The 16,330-nt window shown below is 43.8% G+C and carries 19 protein-coding genes and 1 pseudogene; 7 read left to right on the top strand and 13 right to left on the bottom strand.

Annotation, left to right across the window (positions count from 1 at the left end):
* Positions 1-33: 33 nt before the first annotated feature.
* The 6 genes from OCV61_RS06145 (at position 34) to OCV61_RS06120 (ending at position 6,020) form a co-directional block, all read left to right on the top strand.
* Positions 34-693, top strand: a complete 660-nt coding sequence (locus tag OCV61_RS06145) for a helix-turn-helix transcriptional regulator (RefSeq protein ID WP_158421062.1) — start codon at positions 34-36, stop codon at positions 691-693.
* Between the two features lie 22 nt (positions 694-715).
* On the top strand, positions 716-1,828 hold the full coding sequence (locus tag OCV61_RS06140; RefSeq protein WP_158421060.1) for a phosphotransferase: 1,113 nt from the start codon (positions 716-718) through the stop codon (positions 1,826-1,828).
* A gap of 332 nt (positions 1,829-2,160) precedes the next feature.
* On the top strand, positions 2,161-3,192 hold the full coding sequence (locus tag OCV61_RS06135; RefSeq protein ID WP_158421058.1) for a phosphate/phosphite/phosphonate ABC transporter substrate-binding protein: 1,032 nt from the start codon (positions 2,161-2,163) through the stop codon (positions 3,190-3,192).
* Positions 3,193-3,197: 5 nt separating this feature from the next.
* Positions 3,198-3,989 carry a phosphonate ABC transporter ATP-binding protein gene (gene phnC, locus OCV61_RS06130; RefSeq protein WP_262582712.1) on the top strand — a complete coding sequence of 264 codons (792 nt, stop codon included), beginning with the start codon at positions 3,198-3,200 and terminating at the stop codon, positions 3,987-3,989.
* Entirely contained in the window at positions 3,986-5,527 is a 1,542-nt protein-coding gene (phnE, locus tag OCV61_RS06125) for a phosphonate ABC transporter, permease protein PhnE (protein WP_158421056.1), read from the top strand. Before phnC ends, phnE begins: the two co-directional genes overlap by 4 nt.
* Positions 5,528-5,669: 142 nt before the next feature.
* Positions 5,670-6,020, top strand: coding sequence for a BlaI/MecI/CopY family transcriptional regulator (locus tag OCV61_RS06120; protein WP_158421054.1), 351 nt, complete (start codon positions 5,670-5,672; stop codon positions 6,018-6,020).
* 209 nt (positions 6,021-6,229) lie between these two features.
* On the opposite strand, the gene OCV61_RS06115 is transcribed toward OCV61_RS06120, so the two are convergent.
* The 11 genes from OCV61_RS06115 to rpmJ all read right to left on the bottom strand — a co-directional run bounded on the left by OCV61_RS06115 (position 6,230) and on the right by rpmJ (position 14,740).
* Positions 6,230-6,802 carry a xanthine phosphoribosyltransferase gene (locus OCV61_RS06115; protein WP_158421053.1) on the bottom strand — a complete coding sequence of 191 codons (573 nt, stop codon included), beginning with the start codon at positions 6,800-6,802 and terminating at the stop codon, positions 6,230-6,232.
* 66 nt (positions 6,803-6,868) lie between these two features.
* Positions 6,869-8,326, bottom strand: a complete 1,458-nt coding sequence (locus OCV61_RS06110; RefSeq protein ID WP_262582711.1) for a substrate-binding domain-containing protein — start codon at positions 8,324-8,326, stop codon at positions 6,869-6,871.
* A 16-nt stretch (positions 8,327-8,342) separates the two neighbouring features.
* Positions 8,343-8,942: a WCX domain-containing protein gene (locus tag OCV61_RS06105; RefSeq protein WP_158421052.1), complete on the bottom strand. Its 600-nt coding sequence runs from the start codon at positions 8,940-8,942 to the stop codon at positions 8,343-8,345.
* Positions 8,943-8,947: 5 nt separating this feature from the next.
* Positions 8,948-9,685: a type 1 glutamine amidotransferase gene (locus OCV61_RS06100; protein ID WP_158421051.1), complete on the bottom strand. Its 738-nt coding sequence runs from the start codon at positions 9,683-9,685 to the stop codon at positions 8,948-8,950.
* On the bottom strand, positions 9,682-11,019 hold the full coding sequence (locus tag OCV61_RS06095) for a Mur ligase family protein (protein ID WP_158421050.1): 1,338 nt from the start codon (positions 11,017-11,019) through the stop codon (positions 9,682-9,684). The genes OCV61_RS06100 and OCV61_RS06095 overlap by 4 nt, the downstream gene beginning before the upstream one ends.
* Positions 11,020-11,251: 232 nt before the next feature.
* Positions 11,252-11,788, bottom strand: coding sequence for a bL17 family ribosomal protein (locus OCV61_RS06090; protein ID WP_158421049.1), 537 nt, complete (start codon positions 11,786-11,788; stop codon positions 11,252-11,254).
* 104 nt (positions 11,789-11,892) lie between these two features.
* Positions 11,893-12,846 carry a DNA-directed RNA polymerase subunit alpha gene (locus tag OCV61_RS06085; RefSeq protein WP_158421048.1) on the bottom strand — a complete coding sequence of 318 codons (954 nt, stop codon included), beginning with the start codon at positions 12,844-12,846 and terminating at the stop codon, positions 11,893-11,895.
* Between the two features lie 60 nt (positions 12,847-12,906).
* A complete protein-coding gene (rpsD, locus tag OCV61_RS06080; protein WP_158421047.1) occupies positions 12,907-13,500 on the bottom strand; it encodes a 30S ribosomal protein S4 in 594 nt (197 codons plus the stop codon).
* A gap of 18 nt (positions 13,501-13,518) precedes the next feature.
* Positions 13,519-13,914: a 30S ribosomal protein S11 gene (gene rpsK, locus OCV61_RS06075; protein WP_158421046.1), complete on the bottom strand. Its 396-nt coding sequence runs from the start codon at positions 13,912-13,914 to the stop codon at positions 13,519-13,521.
* Between the two features lie 49 nt (positions 13,915-13,963).
* A complete protein-coding gene (rpsM, locus tag OCV61_RS06070) occupies positions 13,964-14,332 on the bottom strand; it encodes a 30S ribosomal protein S13 (RefSeq protein ID WP_158421045.1) in 369 nt (122 codons plus the stop codon).
* A 294-nt stretch (positions 14,333-14,626) separates the two neighbouring features.
* On the bottom strand, positions 14,627-14,740 hold the full coding sequence (rpmJ, locus tag OCV61_RS06065; protein ID WP_003022746.1) for a 50S ribosomal protein L36: 114 nt from the start codon (positions 14,738-14,740) through the stop codon (positions 14,627-14,629).
* Between the two features lie 267 nt (positions 14,741-15,007).
* Between rpmJ and OCV61_RS06060 the strand changes: the two are divergent.
* Positions 15,008-15,223, top strand: a pseudogene (locus tag OCV61_RS06060) (hypothetical protein); the annotation flags it as partial.
* 48 nt (positions 15,224-15,271) lie between these two features.
* Here OCV61_RS06060 and infA read toward each other — a convergent pair.
* Positions 15,272-15,490, bottom strand: coding sequence for a translation initiation factor IF-1 (gene infA / locus OCV61_RS06055; protein ID WP_005428560.1), 219 nt, complete (start codon positions 15,488-15,490; stop codon positions 15,272-15,274).
* A gap of 78 nt (positions 15,491-15,568) precedes the next feature.
* Positions 15,569-16,324, bottom strand: a complete 756-nt coding sequence (gene map / locus OCV61_RS06050; protein ID WP_158421044.1) for a type I methionyl aminopeptidase — start codon at positions 16,322-16,324, stop codon at positions 15,569-15,571.
* Between the last annotated feature and the right edge of the window lie 6 nt (positions 16,325-16,330).

The following is a 16,330-nucleotide window of genomic DNA, read 5'->3' as shown; positions in this document are numbered from 1 at the left end:
TTACCAATAATCTTCCTTAAAGGAGAACCTACTATGCTGAATGTTGATTTTTACAGACCTATTGTTGAATTCCTTGCCCTTTATATGGGTTCCAATACGGAAGTGATTCTTTGTGACACTGAGAATATTCTTCTGATTGAGAATTCCATGGACGAAGAGCGCTTCGAAGGTGCTCCTATCGGAGAAATGCAACAGGCTCTGATCCAAAATCCAGAGTGCAGGAATATTCCCTACAATATCAATTACCGGACTCTGTCCAAAACAGGGGAAAAGGTCCGTTCAGCAACGCTATTCATCCGTGATGCCAATGGTACTCTTGAGGGGTTGCTTACGGTCAACCAGTGCGTTGGTGAGTTTGTACGCCTGCGCAAGATGATGGATATGCTGATCAGCGGAGAACAGGATCATAATGTTCTCCGTAAATCCAAGCATAGCAGTTCACCAAAACAATCTTATGAAGCACTTACCCTGTCTGTGACAGAGATCATAGACAGGGTTCTGGAGGAAGCTACCATCCGTTTCGGAGCTCCTCCTAACAGACTGACTGCCAACGAAAAGATTTCTACTATCCGTGAAATGGACAGCAGAGGTGTTTTCCTGGCAAAAGGCTCCGTCAACGAAGTGGCTGATAAACTTGGCAGTTCCAAAGCCACGATTTATCGATATCTTCATCAACTGGAGACAAAACAATAAATAAAAAGGACAAATATTTAATATGGCACAGAGTATTGATGTGGAAAAAGCCAGAAAGGCCCTTACAGAATGCGGATATACTGTGGATGCTATCAGCCAGATCAACGAGGGAAGCAACCACTATGTATTTGATGTAACTCTGGCAGGTGGCAAACCAGCTATCTGTAAATTCGCCAGAGTCAGAGAAACAGAAGAAGGGCTTTCACAGGAAAATAAAGACACTTTGTTTGGCGGTACACTTTCCCTTGGAAGGGAAGCATATCTTTTCCGTATGATCCGTCAGCAAGCAAATGTTCCTACACCGGAAGTGTACGGAGTACATGACTCTCCTTACGGGAAGTTTATCCTCCTTGAAAGAATGAGTGGTATCTCCCAGAAAGAGTGTATGGTACAAAGCGGTTACTCCAAAAAGGTATTTCTTGACAGTATGAAATATCTTGGCCGTGATTTTGCACGCATTCAGAATATTACCTTTCCCTCCTTTGGGAATATTATGGAAGACTCTGTGATCGAGCCTTCTGATATGACTAATTTTTCAGACCGTTTTCTTCAGGTTGTGGACATGCGGCTTCTCCGCTGTCAGCAAAAAGAGGTCTTTACCCCTTCAGAACAGACAGTTGTAACCAGATTTTTCCATGAAAAGCTGGAAGCCTTACGTCCTTATTTTGATAAAGACAAAATGCCTCCTGTATTAGTTTTTACAGACATGCATGCTGAGAATTTCTTCACAGATGCACAGGGCGTTCCTACCGGATATTTTGACCTGGAATCTGCACAGGCAGCACCTGCTGCCCTTGAGTTCTATGGTTTCCGGTTCTTCCTTTACAACTTTTATGACCATACCTGCTTTGAAGAAGCTGAGAAAGCTTTTTTTGATGGTTATCAGGAGGCCGGCGGTAAAAATACTCCGTCTTCTGCTTCTGATTTTGAAGCCATTGATTTTCTTGCAGGATGCCGTCTCCTGGAGCTTGCCCAGTCTTACTGGGGATACATTGATGGGATTCGTGATACCTGGGGTCAGGATATGAAGGATTTGCTGTTCCATTATATGGATACTGGTGTGATTGATTACGATGCGATAGGACGTATCTGGCGTCAGAGAGATAAGCAGCCAGTTATCCCTGCCCGTCCATAGTCACACGCCCTATTGTGTTTTTTATAGAGATATGATACAATCATTCTCGGTTAACGGAATGCAGCGGAAGGGGGAGCGCCCTGCCGCTGCGATCAATATAATCTCCGGCATCTTAACAAGATTGCCGGTGCATTCTTAAAATATGATGACGAAAACCAGATTGCGAGGGAGCCTGTATTTCCAGGCTGAGAGGATCCCGTAAGGATCGACCGAAACCTGTCCGCCTTATATAGGTGGATTGTCAGCATCTGCCTGAAAGTCATTTCTTCAGTACATGCTGCGGTATGTACTTTTTTATTTGGCAGATAATCAAATTTATGGAGGACTTTGTAATGAAGAAAAGAAACACATCAGCACTCTCTCTGGCTCTCTGCCTGGGACTTACCTTAGGAAACACCAGCTTGGCATTTGCTTCTGATGCCAAAACCATTGACTCATTAAAAATCGCATTCTCCCCATACGCAGACTCTGATACTATTACAACTGCTACCGAGCCGCTGGAAAACCTTTTAAAAGAAACCCTTCTGGAAAAAGGCTATGATGTAGAAAATGTAGACATGACTGTGGGCACCAGCTACACAGCAGTAGGACAGGCATTAAGCGCAGGAAGTGCAGATATCGGCTTTATTTCCGGAGGCAATTACGTACTTTTCTCTGATGACTGCGATGTGCTTCTCACTGCACTCCGCTACGGAATCAACAAGGACTCTGATGACCCGAAAGACTGGAATGATGGCACGGTTGAAGAAAATACGGATGACATGTCCACCTATTACCGTTCCATCTTTCTTGCAGGTCCAAGTGAAAAAGGGCAGGCACTTCTTGAAAAGGTGAATAATGGTGAAGAGCTTACCTGGGATGATTTAAACGATGCTACCTGGGCTGTTATGGGGCCAACCTCTGCTTCCGGATATATTTACCCCAGCCTGTGGCTCCTTCAACGTTATGGCAAAGGAATCAGCGATCTGGATCATGCTGTAGAATCTGATTCTTATACCACGTCTCTTGCCAGACTTGCATCCGGACAGGCAGATATAATGGTATCCTATGCGCACATCCGCACCAAATATGCACCGGAATGGAAAGAAACCTTTGGCGGTACTGACGATATGATAAACCAGACAGGCGTGATCGGAGTAACAGACAAGATCTACAATGATATGATCGCTTACAGTAAAACTTCTGAGACAATGGCTGACCAGGATTTCCGACAGGCTCTTGGAGATTCTTTCATCGAAATCGCTCAGACGGAAGAAGGAAAGGATATCATCAGCGTCTTCAGCCAGGTTGGCTATGAATGGGGCGACGACTCCAATTATGACGGTGAACGTGAGGCACAGAAACTTCTGAAATCCGAAGAATAAGGAAGGTGATTCCCATAAAGCTCCAGATCCAGCATATTCATAAAGCATTTAAAAATCATGTTACTGCACTGGAAGACATTAGCTTTTCCATTTCCCAGGGAGAATTCGTCTCTGTGATCGGTCCTTCCGGTGCAGGAAAAACAACCCTGTTCCGCCTGTTAAATGGAACGGAAGACTGCACAAAAGGCCAGATCCTTATAGATGATCATCCTATGGAGAACATTCGCAGACAACAAAAACGGCAGTTTAAGAAGAACATGTCTACTATTTATCAGGATTTCTGCCTTGTGGAAAACAGTTCCTGTCTAGAGAATGTGCTTACCGCTACACTTCCTGACATGAGCTTTTTCCCTGCTGTTCTGGGGCTTTATGGTACTGCACGTACAGAAAAGGCCCTTCAGCTGCTTACCCGGGTCGGTCTGGCCGAAAAAGAACAAGAGCCGGTAAAGAACCTGTCCGGCGGACAGAAGCAGCGGACAGCCATTGCCCGGGCCTTAATGCGGCAGCCTTCTCTGCTTCTGGCAGATGAACCTATCGCTTCTCTTGATCCTGTTACAGGCCGTCAAATACTGTCTCTTTTAAAAGATATTCAACAAAAAGATGGAGTAACAGTTCTTATGAACAGCCACAATCTGGAGCTTTCCATGGAATTTTCCCACCGTCTCATCGGACTTAACAATGGCAGAATTGTGTTCGATGGTTCCCCTGATGAAATAAATGATTCTGTAATCCGTACCATTTACGGAAATTCCAGTGTCTGTTCTCTGAATAAAAACCGAAAGGATGTGGGACTATGACCAGAAGCAGTAAAAACAGATGGAAAGGACTAGCCTGCTTCCTTCTTTTTTTATGTCTGTTTCTTTTTACAGTAGTCTATACACAGTGTGATCCTGTCCTGTTCTGGAAGCGCCGGAGTCATCTTACTGATCTTCTATCCGGCATGTTTCCTATGGATTTTGCTTATATTCCACATATTCTTACCCCACTGTTTTACACCATACAGATGTCTGTTACAGGTACTGTGATCGGCTCAGTACTGGCTTGTATCCTGGCACCTGCATGTGCAGGTTCCATGGATTTTCCAAAATGGATCCGTTATGTTCTCCGTTTTCTCATACAAATCCTGCGGTCTTTCCCAGCACTGATCCTTGCTCTTTGTGCCACCTTTCTCTTCGGTCTTGGGACCTTTGCCGGCACCTTTGCCATCACCTTGTATACCTTTGCCATTATGACCCGGCTTACCTATCAGGATATGGAAGCTGCCTCTCCATTGGCTTATCAGGCACTTCGAACCATGGGAGTGTCTCGTTTCCCAGCATACATCCACGGGCTTTTCCCGGAAATAGCCCCCTCTTTTTTCACCAACGCACTATATATGTTGGAAACCAATGTGCGTCACAGTTCTATTCTTGGTTATGTAGGTGCAGGAGGAATTGGTCTTCTTCTGAACGAAAAAATATCCTGGCTGGAGTATGAAAAAGTAGGAGCCATTTTACTGGTACTCTTCCTGGCTGTTTTCACTATTGAAAACCTTAGCCGCTATCTGGCCGCCCTGATCCGAAAAGAATGCACATTGAAAAAAAAGTACATAAAGCTGCTGCTATTTTTTCTGACAGCCCTGTTTGTTGTTTGCACCATCACTCTGTCTCCTCCGGATTTTGGCAGAACAAGCCTTCAGACCATGAAAAATATGTTTTCCGGTTTTCTGTCACCAGACTGGAGCTTCTTCTTTTCCACTAAGAAAGACGGACTTTTTACCCTTATCCTGGAAACTCTTTGCATCGCTTTTGCAGGCACTGTAATTGGTACGGTTTTCTCGATTCCTCTGTCCTTTGTGAATACCAGACGTTTTGTACCTGGATCTGTTGCCTTTATTTTCAATCTGTTGATTATTGCCATCCGATCCATTCCTTTTCTCATCTATGGACTGATTTTTATCCGTGTATCTGGCCCTGGACCCTTTACAGGAGTTCTTACTCTTTCCATGTGCAGTATCGGCCTTCTTACAAAACGCTTTACAGAAGCCCTGGACGCCATAGATTTGAAAGCTTATCGCGCTCTGCTGGCTATGGGAGTTCATCCGGTACCTGCTATATGCCATGGTATTTTGCCACAGCTAAAACCAATCTTCATCTCCATCTTCCTGTATCGGTTTGATGTAAATATCCGTGAAGCCTCTGTGCTTGGTCTTGTAGGTGCTGGCGGCATTGGTGCACCATTGATCTTTTCCATGAATCAGTATGCCTGGGAAAAGGCCGGTGCGATCCTTTTGGGCCTGATCCTGCTGGTTTGGCTCATTGACATGATTTCAGTCAAGATTAATCATATTTTATAAAGCCCAATATAGTTTACATCAATTATAAATTATGATAAAATTAATCACGAATCATTGATGGGCATTTGTCATCAACTGCAAAGTCTTATGCACTATCATAATAGAAAAGCAAGACTTCAGCTGTGACAGGGAGGAGAAAAGTATGAGAAAGCCAGACAAAGGATTAACGCCCATGGAACAGGAAGTTATGAAGGTTCTGTGGGAAAGTCAGCATGAACTGACAAACAGCGAAATCGCAGAAAGTATGAGGGATCAGAAAGTCAGCGTGGCATCTGTTGCACAGACCATGAAGAGACTCCTTGAAAAAGGGGCTGTCTGTGTAGGAGATCATGTCCTTGTGTCAAATGTATATGCAAGAACATTTCATCCATGCATAACCCGCAAGGAGTTTGTCCGGCAGGAGCTTATCCGGCTATGTGACACTGCATACCGTGACCAGATTGTTGGTATGCAGGAGATTCTGGATATCCTTGAAAAACAGATCAAAGTATAACTCCAAAGATACTAATGCCAGGCATTTATGCCTGCTCAAACGAAAAAGAAGCCCTTGGATCAGGCGCACATCTGTAATGTGCCGCCTTTCTAAGGGCTTCTTATACTATCTGATACTTTTGTATGATCTGACACTTTTGTACGTTCTGATACTTTTGTATGATTTGATATCTCTTATATGGTCTGGTATCTCTTGTACGGTCAGTGGCTTTATTCCCTGAATGTAAGAGATGTATCGCTCATGGACTCAATGATGGCAAGGGATTCCAGACGAACACCCATATCACGGATCTGCTGTCCACCAGACTGGAAGCCTTTCTCAATCACAATACCGGCTCCCTCAAGGGTAGCTCCGGATTTCTTTACAATATCGATCAGTCCCAAAAGGGCACATCCATTTGCAAGGAAATCATCGATCAGAAGAACATGATCCTGCTCTGTGAGGAACCGTTTTGCAAGGATCACATCATAAACTTTCTTGTGGGTAAAGGATTCTACCTTTGTAGTATACATCTCCCCATCCAGATTAACGCTCTGTGCTTTCTTGGCAAATACTACCGGTACATGGAAATACTGTGCTGCAATACAGGCGATCCCAATGCCTGAAGCCTCAATAGTAAGGATCTTTGTAATCGGGCAGTCAGCAAACCGCGCCTTAAACTCCTTTCCGATCTCATTGATCAGATCAATATCCATTTGATGGTTCAGGAAACTGTCTACCTTAAGAATACTTCCAGGCTTCACAACTCCATCCTTAAGAATACGGTCTTTTAAAAGCTTCATGTTTTTTCTCCTTTTTTCTGGGCGTATTGTAAATTAATATCATGATACGCTATTCTTCAAAGAAGTTCAATCCTTTCCTGAACTTTCTTCCTTTGTTGCTGCAGGTGTTTTGGTTGAGGTCAGTGTTTTGGTTGGCGTGGGATTTTCGGTTGGCGCCGGGCTTTCGGTTGGCGCCGGGCTTTCGGTTGGTGCCGGGCTTTCGGTTGGTGCCGGACTTTCGGTTGGTGCCGGGCTTTCGGTTGGCGCCGGGCTTTCGGTTGGTGCCGGGCTTTCGGTTGGCGCCGGGCTTTCGGTTGGTGCCGGCGTTGCAGTTGGATCTGGAACGATCTGAGATTTCATATAAAAACCATTATCTACAAGGATCTGGTAATTATCCTTGTCAATCACCTGTGCCTCACAAGTATAAGTACCTATGATCTTCTTTCCATTATCATACTGCTCATAGTCATTCACCTCCGGCTTATCTCCCTTAAGATAAGTATCCACCATATCTGCGCAGGCCTTTGCCAGCTCCCTTCCATCCAGGAACAAAGTAAAATCCTGCTGATCCAAGGCAATTTCCTTTACAGAATCAGCTTCCGCACCTACACCGGTGATCATTGGCCAGGCTTCCTGGGAGATTCCTTCTTCCTTCAGTACCTGTATTACCTGACTGGCAAATCCATCATAGGCTGTACAGATGATATCCGGGGTTCCCTCTTCCTGGTAATTCTCTTTTATAATCTCTTCAAATCTGGATCTGGCACTGTCCTCGCTCCATCTCATTATAGCAGAATCATCAAACGAAGATTTCTGGGAACTGCATACCAGTGTACCATCATCCAGATACTCCTGCAGGCTTTCCATCAGACCATTATAGAAAAACAGTGCTCCTCCATCATCTGGAGAGCCCATAAGAAATTCGATGGTTTTTGATTCCTTATTTTCTCTTGCCTTTTCCAGCTCTGCATTTTTTATAATGGTATCCCCAGCTTCATTCCCTGCTTTTCTTGTATTAAAGGTAACATAATAATTGACTGCATCAGTATCACGGATCAGCTTATCATAGGCAAATACTGGTATCGGATCTGAATCCTGCTTTATCTCTTCCAACACCTCTGTAAGAGAATATTCGTCTACAGGGGAAATCACCAAAGCGGCTGCTTCTTCTTTTGCCTGGCGGATCTGGTTGATCTGGGTATCCGTATCATTCTCTGCATAATAAGCTTTTGGCTCATACCCTGCATTTTCAAGCTGTTGAAGAAGCTCTTCTTCTTCTAATGTATGCCTTTCATCCTGCCGGTCTGTAGAAAAAAGAACCCCTACTATCGTTGCCGGCTCTTCTTCCTCTGGCTCTTTTGCATCCGCTTCCTCTTTCTTAGGTACTTCAGTAACCGCCGCCTCGCTGTCACCTTTTCCTTCCTTTTCAGTTTCCACACTTTCATTGGCAGCCTCTGTGGCCTTATTAGAACCGCATCCTGTCATCATAACCGAAAATGCTGCCACACTTAATAACAATGCTTTTCCTGCAGTTTTATTAATCATAACACATTCCTCTTTCTTATATGCCTTTATACTCTCTTGCCAGACTTTTCAAATAGTCCCTGTATGCCTGCCCTGCCTTTTTAGGCTTTGCGATATGTACGCTTTTCCCCATACGGGTCAGCCATCCGTAAAATTCCGGATCCTCTGCAGTCTGTACCACTGCAGTAAAATAACCGAACTCTTTTTCTTTATACTGAACCTGAGGACCAAACCAGCGCTGAACTTGAGGACGCGCCGCTTCCTCACATAAAAGCTTGATCTGCTTTTCCTCTTTCTGAAATTGCTTTCTTTCAATAACCCGAACAGGTTCAGCTTCTCTTTGCTCTTTTACTGCACACTGCCCGTCCACGGTTCCCTGTTCGTTTGCTGATGCCTGCCCGTTTGCTTTTCCTGCCAAATAATAACCACCTGATTTTCCTCGTTTGTACCGGATATCCATTCCAAACAAACGGAGCACTTCCATATCATCATAAATGCTTTTTCTCTCTGCAGATATACCCTGTTCTGTTAATTCGTCCAAAATCTCCTGCATAGACACTGTATGATTTTCCCCTGTACCTTGCAGGATCCTTTCAAGATATAAGATCTTTCCCTTTTGATTATATGACTTTGCCATGTCTTTTACTCCTCTGCCTGGCCGCTTTTAACAAACCTGTGGTACACATATGCATTTGCCTCTGCCTCCTGACTGTCATCAAGAAGGGACAGTTCTACTGGCTTATGATACTTCTGTTCAAGGGCACGGGCAATCAGCCAGTCTGCAAGCTGGGGATTCTTGGGAAGAAGCGGTCCATGAAGATAAGTACCGATCACGTTCTTGTATACTACTCCTTCATAGCCTGTTTTCCCATCATTTCCAGAGCCGTACAGCACCTTGCCAAGAGGCTTATTTTCACCTATAAAAGTCCTTCCGCCATGATTCTCAAATCCGACTACAGGCATATCAAATAAATCGCTTTTAAGCACGATATTGCTGATCAGACGGCCATCTTCCTGCTCTGTATAAAGGTCTACCAGGTCAAGTCCTGTAATGGTTCCCTGGTCTGTTTTGTAATATTTTCCAAGAAGCTGATATCCACCGCAGATAGCGATCACCACACCGCCCTTTTCCACATACGCTTTAAAATCCGCCTGAATCTCCTTTAATTTTTCACATACAAGCATCTGTTCCCTGTCAGATCCGCCGCCCAGGAGCACAATATCCAGCCTGGAGAAATCAATCTGATCCCCAAGTTCAAAAGGGATGGTCTCTGCCTCAATCCCACGCCACTGACATCGTTTCATCAGGCACTGAATATTCCCTCTGTCACCATACAGATTCAGAAGATCCGGGTATAAATGTCCAATAGTGATTTTCATTCCTTCTCTCCCTCCATCCTTTTCAGAATATTTCTTGTGCCGAATAAGGCTGTGTAATTCACAAGCACATAAAGATTGGATACTCCATCCTCCACCCTTGCACGAATTGCCTTTTCCACATCAGCCTCCAGCATAGAGGGGATATCCACATACTTCAGACGCAGGCGCATATCCTGACACCGGATACCGCTGACTGTGATTGACTTAACCGAAGGATCCATCAGCCGGTCAAAATCCACATCCCACAGCCAGGAAATATCCCTGCCATCCTGTGCATTGTCATTGATGGTAATAATAATATCCTTAGGAGCTGTATCCTGCATCACTGCCGAAATATTCTGATTAAAGCCGGCCGGATTCTTGGCAAGGTTCAATGTAACACTGCAGCCCCTGATCCTGAACTGCTCCATTCTGCCGTTTTCCGGATTAAACTTATTCAGCATATCCTGAAAATGATCGGCACTGTAACCGGCAGTCCGCACTCCTGCATATGCAGCAAGTATATTATATACATTATAAAATCCACGATAATTAGCCACCAGCCTACGTCCTTCCACTTGGAAAGACAGCTGGTCTGCCACCTTTACATCTGTAGCATCATAGTCCAGGGCAGGTCTGGTAAAACCACATCCGGGACATTTGTAATCACCTAACTGGCTGTAATGATAAAAACTGTACTGAAGACGTTCCCCACATCTTTTGCAGAATCTTCCTTCGCGGATCTCATTGGTATCATTTTTAAGAACCTGTTTGCTGATACCATAGGTAATATATGGATTTCCACAGTCCATGGCCAGATATGCTGACAGCGCATCATCACCGTTTACGATCACCTTCATCTTAGGAACCTTACGGATCATCTCCTCCAGAATATTCATGGTAATATCAATCTCTCCATACCGGTCCAGCTGATCCCTGAAAAGATTCGTCATCACCATATAATCAGGCTGAAGATGCGGGAAAACATGTCTGGTAGAAGCTTCATCCACCTCTATACATGCATAGTCTGCATCCAAACGCCCATTTAACCCTGCTGACAGTACAAATGCTGCCACAACACCGTTGAGCATGTTGGAACCTGTATGATTACATACAACCTTTTGTCCTTCTGCTTCCAGTGCTGCACAAAGCATATTGTTAGTGGTTGTTTTGCCGTTGGTTCCGCATGTTACAAAAATCTCTTTCCTCACCTGGGAAGAAAGCTCTTTCAGGATATGGGGTGAGATCCGAAGAGCTATTTTTCCAGCCCATGTCACACCCTGTCTGCCAAGTTTTTTACATGCAAATCCGGCAAATTTTGCCGCCCAGATGGCTGCAAGTGTTCTTATATTCATTGGTTTCTCTTGTTTACCCTTTCTCTTTCTATATTCCGTTATAGTATACCCTTTTCCATTTAAAAAGTACAGACCGCAATTTCTTTTTGTGTAATACAACATTACAGTTTTTTTGAACAACATGAACAATAACTCATTACAGAGTAATATTCTGTTACACAAAAAAACTGCTGCAGGAACAACAGGCTAAATACCTGCAGTCTTGCAGCAGTTCACAATTCAATATGGTAAATTAAACAAGCTCCAGCAGAACTTCCATAGCGCCATCACCTTTACGCTGGCCGATCTTTACGATTCTTGTGTAACCGCCGTTACGGTTAGCATACTTAGGAGCGATCTCTTCAAACATTTTCTTAACAAGATCAATATCCTTTGTGTTTTTCTTTCTTCCAGCAGCTTTTACCGGAACCTCTTTTACAGGATAGAATACTTTCAGCATCTGGCGACGAGCATGCAGTCTGGAAGGAGAATCTTTCTTGATCTCTTTCTGAACTTCATCGTATACGGTTTTCTTCTTGCCGTCTACAACTTCTTTGACTCTTTTGCCTTCAGCATCTTTTCTTGCAACTTTAGCAGTTACAGTAACTGTCTCGAAGTTATCTCTCTCACGAACAGCCATAGCGATCATGCTCTCAGCGATCTTACGAACCTCTTTAGCTTTTGCTTCAGTGGTAACGATCTTTCCATGGTATAAAAGACTTGTTACCTGGCTTCTGAGGAGTGCTTTTCTCTGATCAGATGTTCTGCTTAATTTTCTATATTTTGCCATGTTATTTTCCTCCATCTGTGGGACAGCGGTACATGCTTGTTCGGTCTTACTGTACCGCTGCTTTGGCATCCCACTGTAATTATCATTGCATGTGTCCTGGCTGCTTATTCCTCAGTAGGCTGAAGCTGCAGACCAAGTTCTTTCAGTTTTGCAAGTACCTCTTCCAGTGACTTACGACCCAGATTACGAACCTTCATCATATCATCGGAAGTTTTGTTGCAAAGCTCTTCAACAGTATTAATACCGGCTCTCTTCAAGCAATTGTAGGAGCGGACGGAAAGTTCAAGCTCATCAATGCTCATCTCAAGAACTTTTTCTTTCTCATTATCTTCTTTCTCGATCATGACTTCTGCGGTTCTTGCATTCTCGGAAAGGTCAATGAAAAGGCTTAAATGCTCACTTAACACCTTAGCAGCAAGGCTGACAGCCTCATCCGGATCCAGTGTTCCATTTGTGTATACATCTAATGTAAGTTTATCGAAATCTGTAACCTGACCAACTCGGGTATTCTGAACAGTCATGTTGACTCTGTCTACAGGAGTGTAGATAGCATCTACAGCGATCACACCGATAGGCATGTCATCTGTCTTGCCTTTGTCAGCACTTACATAACCGCGGCCTTTGGTAATGGTAAGCTCCATTGCCAGTCTGCAGTCTTTTCCACCGTTCAGTGTAGCGATAACCTGATCTGGATTCATGATCTCAATGTCCTGATCAGCCTGAATATCAGCAGCAGTTACTACCCCCTTGCCCTCACACTCAATGTATGCGGTCTTTGGCTCGTTGTCAGTACTGTTATTCTTGATGGCAAGGCTTTTCAGATTCATGATGATCTCAGTAACGTCTTCTTTAACTCCAGGAATGGAGCTGAACTCATGAAGCACGCCTTCGATCTTAACCTGGCTTACTGCGGCTCCCGGCAGGGAGGACAGCATGATTCTCCGAAGTGAATTGCCAAGTGTAGTACCATATCCTCTTTCAAGAGGCTCTACCACGAATCTTCCAAATTTCTCGGATTTTTCGGTGATTTCGATTTTAGGTTTATTGAAATCAAACACTTTAATGTTCCCTCCTTCTGGGTTTAATCAACATTTGAGGGTATTTATGATTCAAAGGGCTTATCTGGAATACAACTCGACGATAAGCATCTCTTCTACAGGAACGTCGATCTCTTCTCTTGTAGGAAGCTCTTTAACAACGCCTTTTAAGTTCTCCTGGTCAACATCCAGCCAGTTCGGAACAAGTCTTCCGCCTGTGATCTCCAGAATACCTTTGTATCTCTCTGAGCCTTTGCAGCTTTCTTTGATTTCAACTGTATCACCAGCTTTGATCAGGTAAGACGGAATGTTTACACATTTGCCATTTACCAGTACATGCTTGTGATCTACGATCTGACGAGCTTCTCTTCTTGTTCTGGCAAAGCCCATACGGAAGATTACATTGTCAAGTCTTGTCTCAAGCATGATCATCAGGTTCTCACCTGTCTGACCTTTCATTCTGTCGGCTTTCTTGTAGTAGTTACGGAAAGGTTTCTCAAGTACGCCGTAAATGAATTTTGCTTTCTGTTTTTCTCTTAACTGCATACCGTACTCAGATAATTTACGGTTAGCACGTTTTAACTGTCTTGTGGATTTCTTATCAATTCCTAAATAAATCGGGTCAAGGCCAAGAGATCTGCATCTCTTCAGGACCGGTGTTCTATCTACTGCCATTGTGGCTTACCTCCTAAATTAAACTCTTCTGCGTTTTGGTGGACGACATCCATTGTGAGGAACCGGTGTTACGTCACGGATGCTTGTTACTTCAAGACCGCATGCCTGAAGGGCACGGATAGCTGCCTCACGGCCTGAACCAGGTCCTTTTACCATAACGTCTACAGTTTTTAATCCATGAATCAAAGCAGCTTTTGTAGCTGTCTCAGCAGCCATCTGTGCTGCATAAGGGGTAGATTTCCTTGAACCTCTAAATCCAAGACCACCAGCACTTGCCCAGGAAAGAGCATTTCCTTCGCTGTCAGTCAGTGTAACGATTGTGTTATTGAAGGATGACTGAATATGTGCCTGTCCATGTTCAACGTTTTTCTTGACACGACGTTTTGTTACCGTTCTTTTCGTTGTTTTTGCCATTTTAAAACTAACCTACGCTTTCCTTTTTCGATTAATTATTTATAAGGTATTATTTCTTCTTATTTGCTACTGTTCTCTTCGGACCTTTACGTGTTCTGGCATTTGTCTTAGTCTTCTGTCCACGAACCGGAAGTCCTTTACGATGACGGATACCTCTGTAGCATCCGATTTCCTGCAGTCTCTTAATGTTGAGGGCGATTTCTCTACGAAGATCTCCTTCTACCATCATTGTTTCATCAATGACAGCACTGATTTTCTTAACATCCTCGTCTGTCAGGTCTCTGACACGTGTGTCAGGATTAACACCTGCCTGTGCAAGGATCTTGTCTGCACTTGCTCTGCCGATACCATAAATATAGGTAAGGCCGATCTCAATTCTTTTCTCTCTTGGTAAGTCTACACCAGCTATACGAGCCATGTACTGTTTCCTCCATTTTCTTTTACTGAAAGCCTTTCGTCCTGTACACCACTTGTATTTCTACAAGGTGAAATGGGGTGCATCTGTACGCTGCCTTCTCCTTCATTCCTAATTGGGGTGCCTCGGTAATACACCCAGCCGCTTTGGCGTGTTGCGGCCTTTCCGATTTGTTGCGGCCAACGGGCCAACGTCGCCTCTCGGTATTAGGCAATACATGAATAGTTCATTATTTCATCAGTCCTGACAACCTGTCCGGGTGTCTCAACTGCAGCCGCATACCACACAATCCAGGCATCAACCCTGACGCTGTTTGTGTTTTGGATTCTCACAGATAATTCTGATAGATCCTTTTCTTTTAATGACCTTGCATTTTTCGCAGATCGGTTTTACAGATGATCTTACTTTCACTTGGAAATCCTCCTTCCGTAAAATATAGCATTAAAATCTGCAGTATGGGCGCACGTATACAAAGACTATACATGCGTACAAAGTGTATTCTAACATCATTATTTCCAAAAAGCAAGTATATTTTTGTTTTTTTCTTAATAATAATCAGAAATAAATGATGTCCATTCATGTATCTAAAAAACTATTTCCGGAGGAAATCCTGATGAAAGATAAAATATTCGGTGTACTGCAAAGGATTGGGCGAAGCTTCATGCTTCCCATCGCTATGGTTCCTCCTATGTGGCAGGACAGCTGGTTTCCGGTGGACAGAATATTTTCTTTGCCCAGCTGGCGGATGCTACTAATATCACCCATTTCAGTGCAGATGCTACACGGTATTTTTCAGGTGAATTTATATTCATGATCTTTGGTCTTCCAGGAGCTGCCCTGGCTATGTACCGCTGCGCTAAACCCGGGCGTAAAAAAGCTGCTGTAGCACTCCTATGATAGGAATAAATACAGCAGCCTTTGTTTGCAAGCTTAAAACGGATCTTATTTATCTCTCCAGATGATCCTGCCCTTGGACAAATCATATGGTGAAAGTTCAATCGTTACTTTATCTCCCGGAAGAATACGGATGAAGTTCATGCGCAGCTTTCCGCTGATATGTGCAAGAACCACATGTTTATTCTCCAGTTCAACCTTAAACATTGCATTTGGAAGTTTTTCCAGAACAGTTCCTTCCACTTCAATAACATCTGCTTTTGACATTGATTAACCTCCTGTGTCTGTCATCTGAAAACGAGTATTTGTACCTGTAGAATACCCTCACAGGTACGAATATTTCAATTATTTAGTAAGCGTCAGAATCTCCGGTTCACCATCTGTGATCAGGATCGTATTCTCATAATGAGCTGAAAGAGAACCATCCATTGTTACAACAGTCCACTCATCATCCAGCCATACTACATCCGGACGCCCCAGATTGATCATTGGCTCAATAGCAAGTGTCATCCCTGGTATTAGCTTAACGCCTCTGCGTTTCTGCGGGAAATTAGGGATTTGCGGATCTTCGTGAAGATGTGTGCCAATCCCATGGCCAACCAGGTCACGGACAATACCATAATGGTATTTTGCCGCATATGCCCCAATTGCCTTTGATATGTCATTAAGATGATTTCCTGCTTTCGCATACTTAATTCCCTCGAAGAAGGACTGCCTGGTCACATCCATCAGCTGCCTTGCCTCCTGGGATACTTCGCCCACTGCATAGGTACGCGCTGCATCTGAATGGTATCCTTTGTAAATCAATCCGGCATCGATCTTCACCAGATCACCATCCCTTATAACCTTCTCCTCCGAAGGAATCCCATGAACAACCTCGTCATTCAGGCTGATACAGAAAGATCCTGGAAAACCTCCATAATTTAAAAAGTTTGGAATACATCCCAGTGAACGAATCATTTCTTCGCCGATATGATCCAGTTCCTTTGTTGTAATTCCAGGTTTAATATAAGGGATCAGTCCATCATGCACCTTTTCAAGAAGATGTCCGGATTCCCTCATAAGTTGGATTTCATGCTCTGTTTTTATAGTAACTGACATTTGTTT

Origin of the sequence: Blautia ammoniilytica, assembly GCF_025566965.1 — a bacterium.
In the GTDB taxonomy this organism is placed as follows: domain Bacteria; phylum Bacillota; class Clostridia; order Lachnospirales; family Lachnospiraceae; genus Blautia_A; species Blautia_A ammoniilytica.
The sequence above is the reverse complement of the archived record's forward strand: the minus strand, read 5'-3'. Positions and strand labels throughout refer to the sequence as shown.

What these genes read in the sequence shown, in the direction of transcription:
- OCV61_RS06105 (WP_158421052.1), bottom strand. Translation starts at nt 8,942, where the DNA reads ATGGCAAAGTCATATAATCAAAAGGGAAAGATCTTATATCTTGAAAGG.
- rpsK (WP_158421046.1), bottom strand. Translation starts at nt 13,914, where the DNA reads ATGGCAAAAACAACGAAAAGAACGGTAACAAAACGTCGTGTCAAGAAA.
- OCV61_RS06090 (WP_158421049.1), bottom strand. Translation starts at nt 11,788, where the DNA reads ATGGCAAAATATAGAAAATTAAGCAGAACATCTGATCAGAGAAAAGCA.
- OCV61_RS06100 (WP_158421051.1), bottom strand. Translation starts at nt 9,685, where the DNA reads ATGAAAATCACTATTGGACATTTATACCCGGATCTTCTGAATCTGTAT.
- OCV61_RS06110 (WP_262582711.1), bottom strand. Translation starts at nt 8,326, where the DNA reads ATGATTAATAAAACTGCAGGAAAAGCATTGTTATTAAGTGTGGCAGCA.
- infA (WP_005428560.1), bottom strand. Translation starts at nt 15,490, where the DNA reads ATGTCAAAAGCAGATGTTATTGAAGTGGAAGGAACTGTTCTGGAAAAA.
- OCV61_RS06135 (WP_158421058.1), top strand. Translation starts at nt 2,161, where the DNA reads ATGAAGAAAAGAAACACATCAGCACTCTCTCTGGCTCTCTGCCTGGGA.
- map (WP_158421044.1), bottom strand. Translation starts at nt 16,324, where the DNA reads ATGTCAGTTACTATAAAAACAGAGCATGAAATCCAACTTATGAGGGAA.
- rpsD (WP_158421047.1), bottom strand. Translation starts at nt 13,500, where the DNA reads ATGGCAGTAGATAGAACACCGGTCCTGAAGAGATGCAGATCTCTTGGC.
- OCV61_RS06145 (WP_158421062.1), top strand. Translation starts at nt 34, where the DNA reads ATGCTGAATGTTGATTTTTACAGACCTATTGTTGAATTCCTTGCCCTT.
- OCV61_RS06095 (WP_158421050.1), bottom strand. Translation starts at nt 11,019, where the DNA reads ATGAATATAAGAACACTTGCAGCCATCTGGGCGGCAAAATTTGCCGGA.
- rpsM (WP_158421045.1), bottom strand. Translation starts at nt 14,332, where the DNA reads ATGGCTCGTATAGCTGGTGTAGACTTACCAAGAGAGAAAAGAATTGAG.
- OCV61_RS06115 (WP_158421053.1), bottom strand. Translation starts at nt 6,802, where the DNA reads ATGAAGCTTTTAAAAGACCGTATTCTTAAGGATGGAGTTGTGAAGCCT.
- OCV61_RS06140 (WP_158421060.1), top strand. Translation starts at nt 716, where the DNA reads ATGGCACAGAGTATTGATGTGGAAAAAGCCAGAAAGGCCCTTACAGAA.
- OCV61_RS06120 (WP_158421054.1), top strand. Translation starts at nt 5,670, where the DNA reads ATGAGAAAGCCAGACAAAGGATTAACGCCCATGGAACAGGAAGTTATG.
- phnE (WP_158421056.1), top strand. Translation starts at nt 3,986, where the DNA reads ATGACCAGAAGCAGTAAAAACAGATGGAAAGGACTAGCCTGCTTCCTT.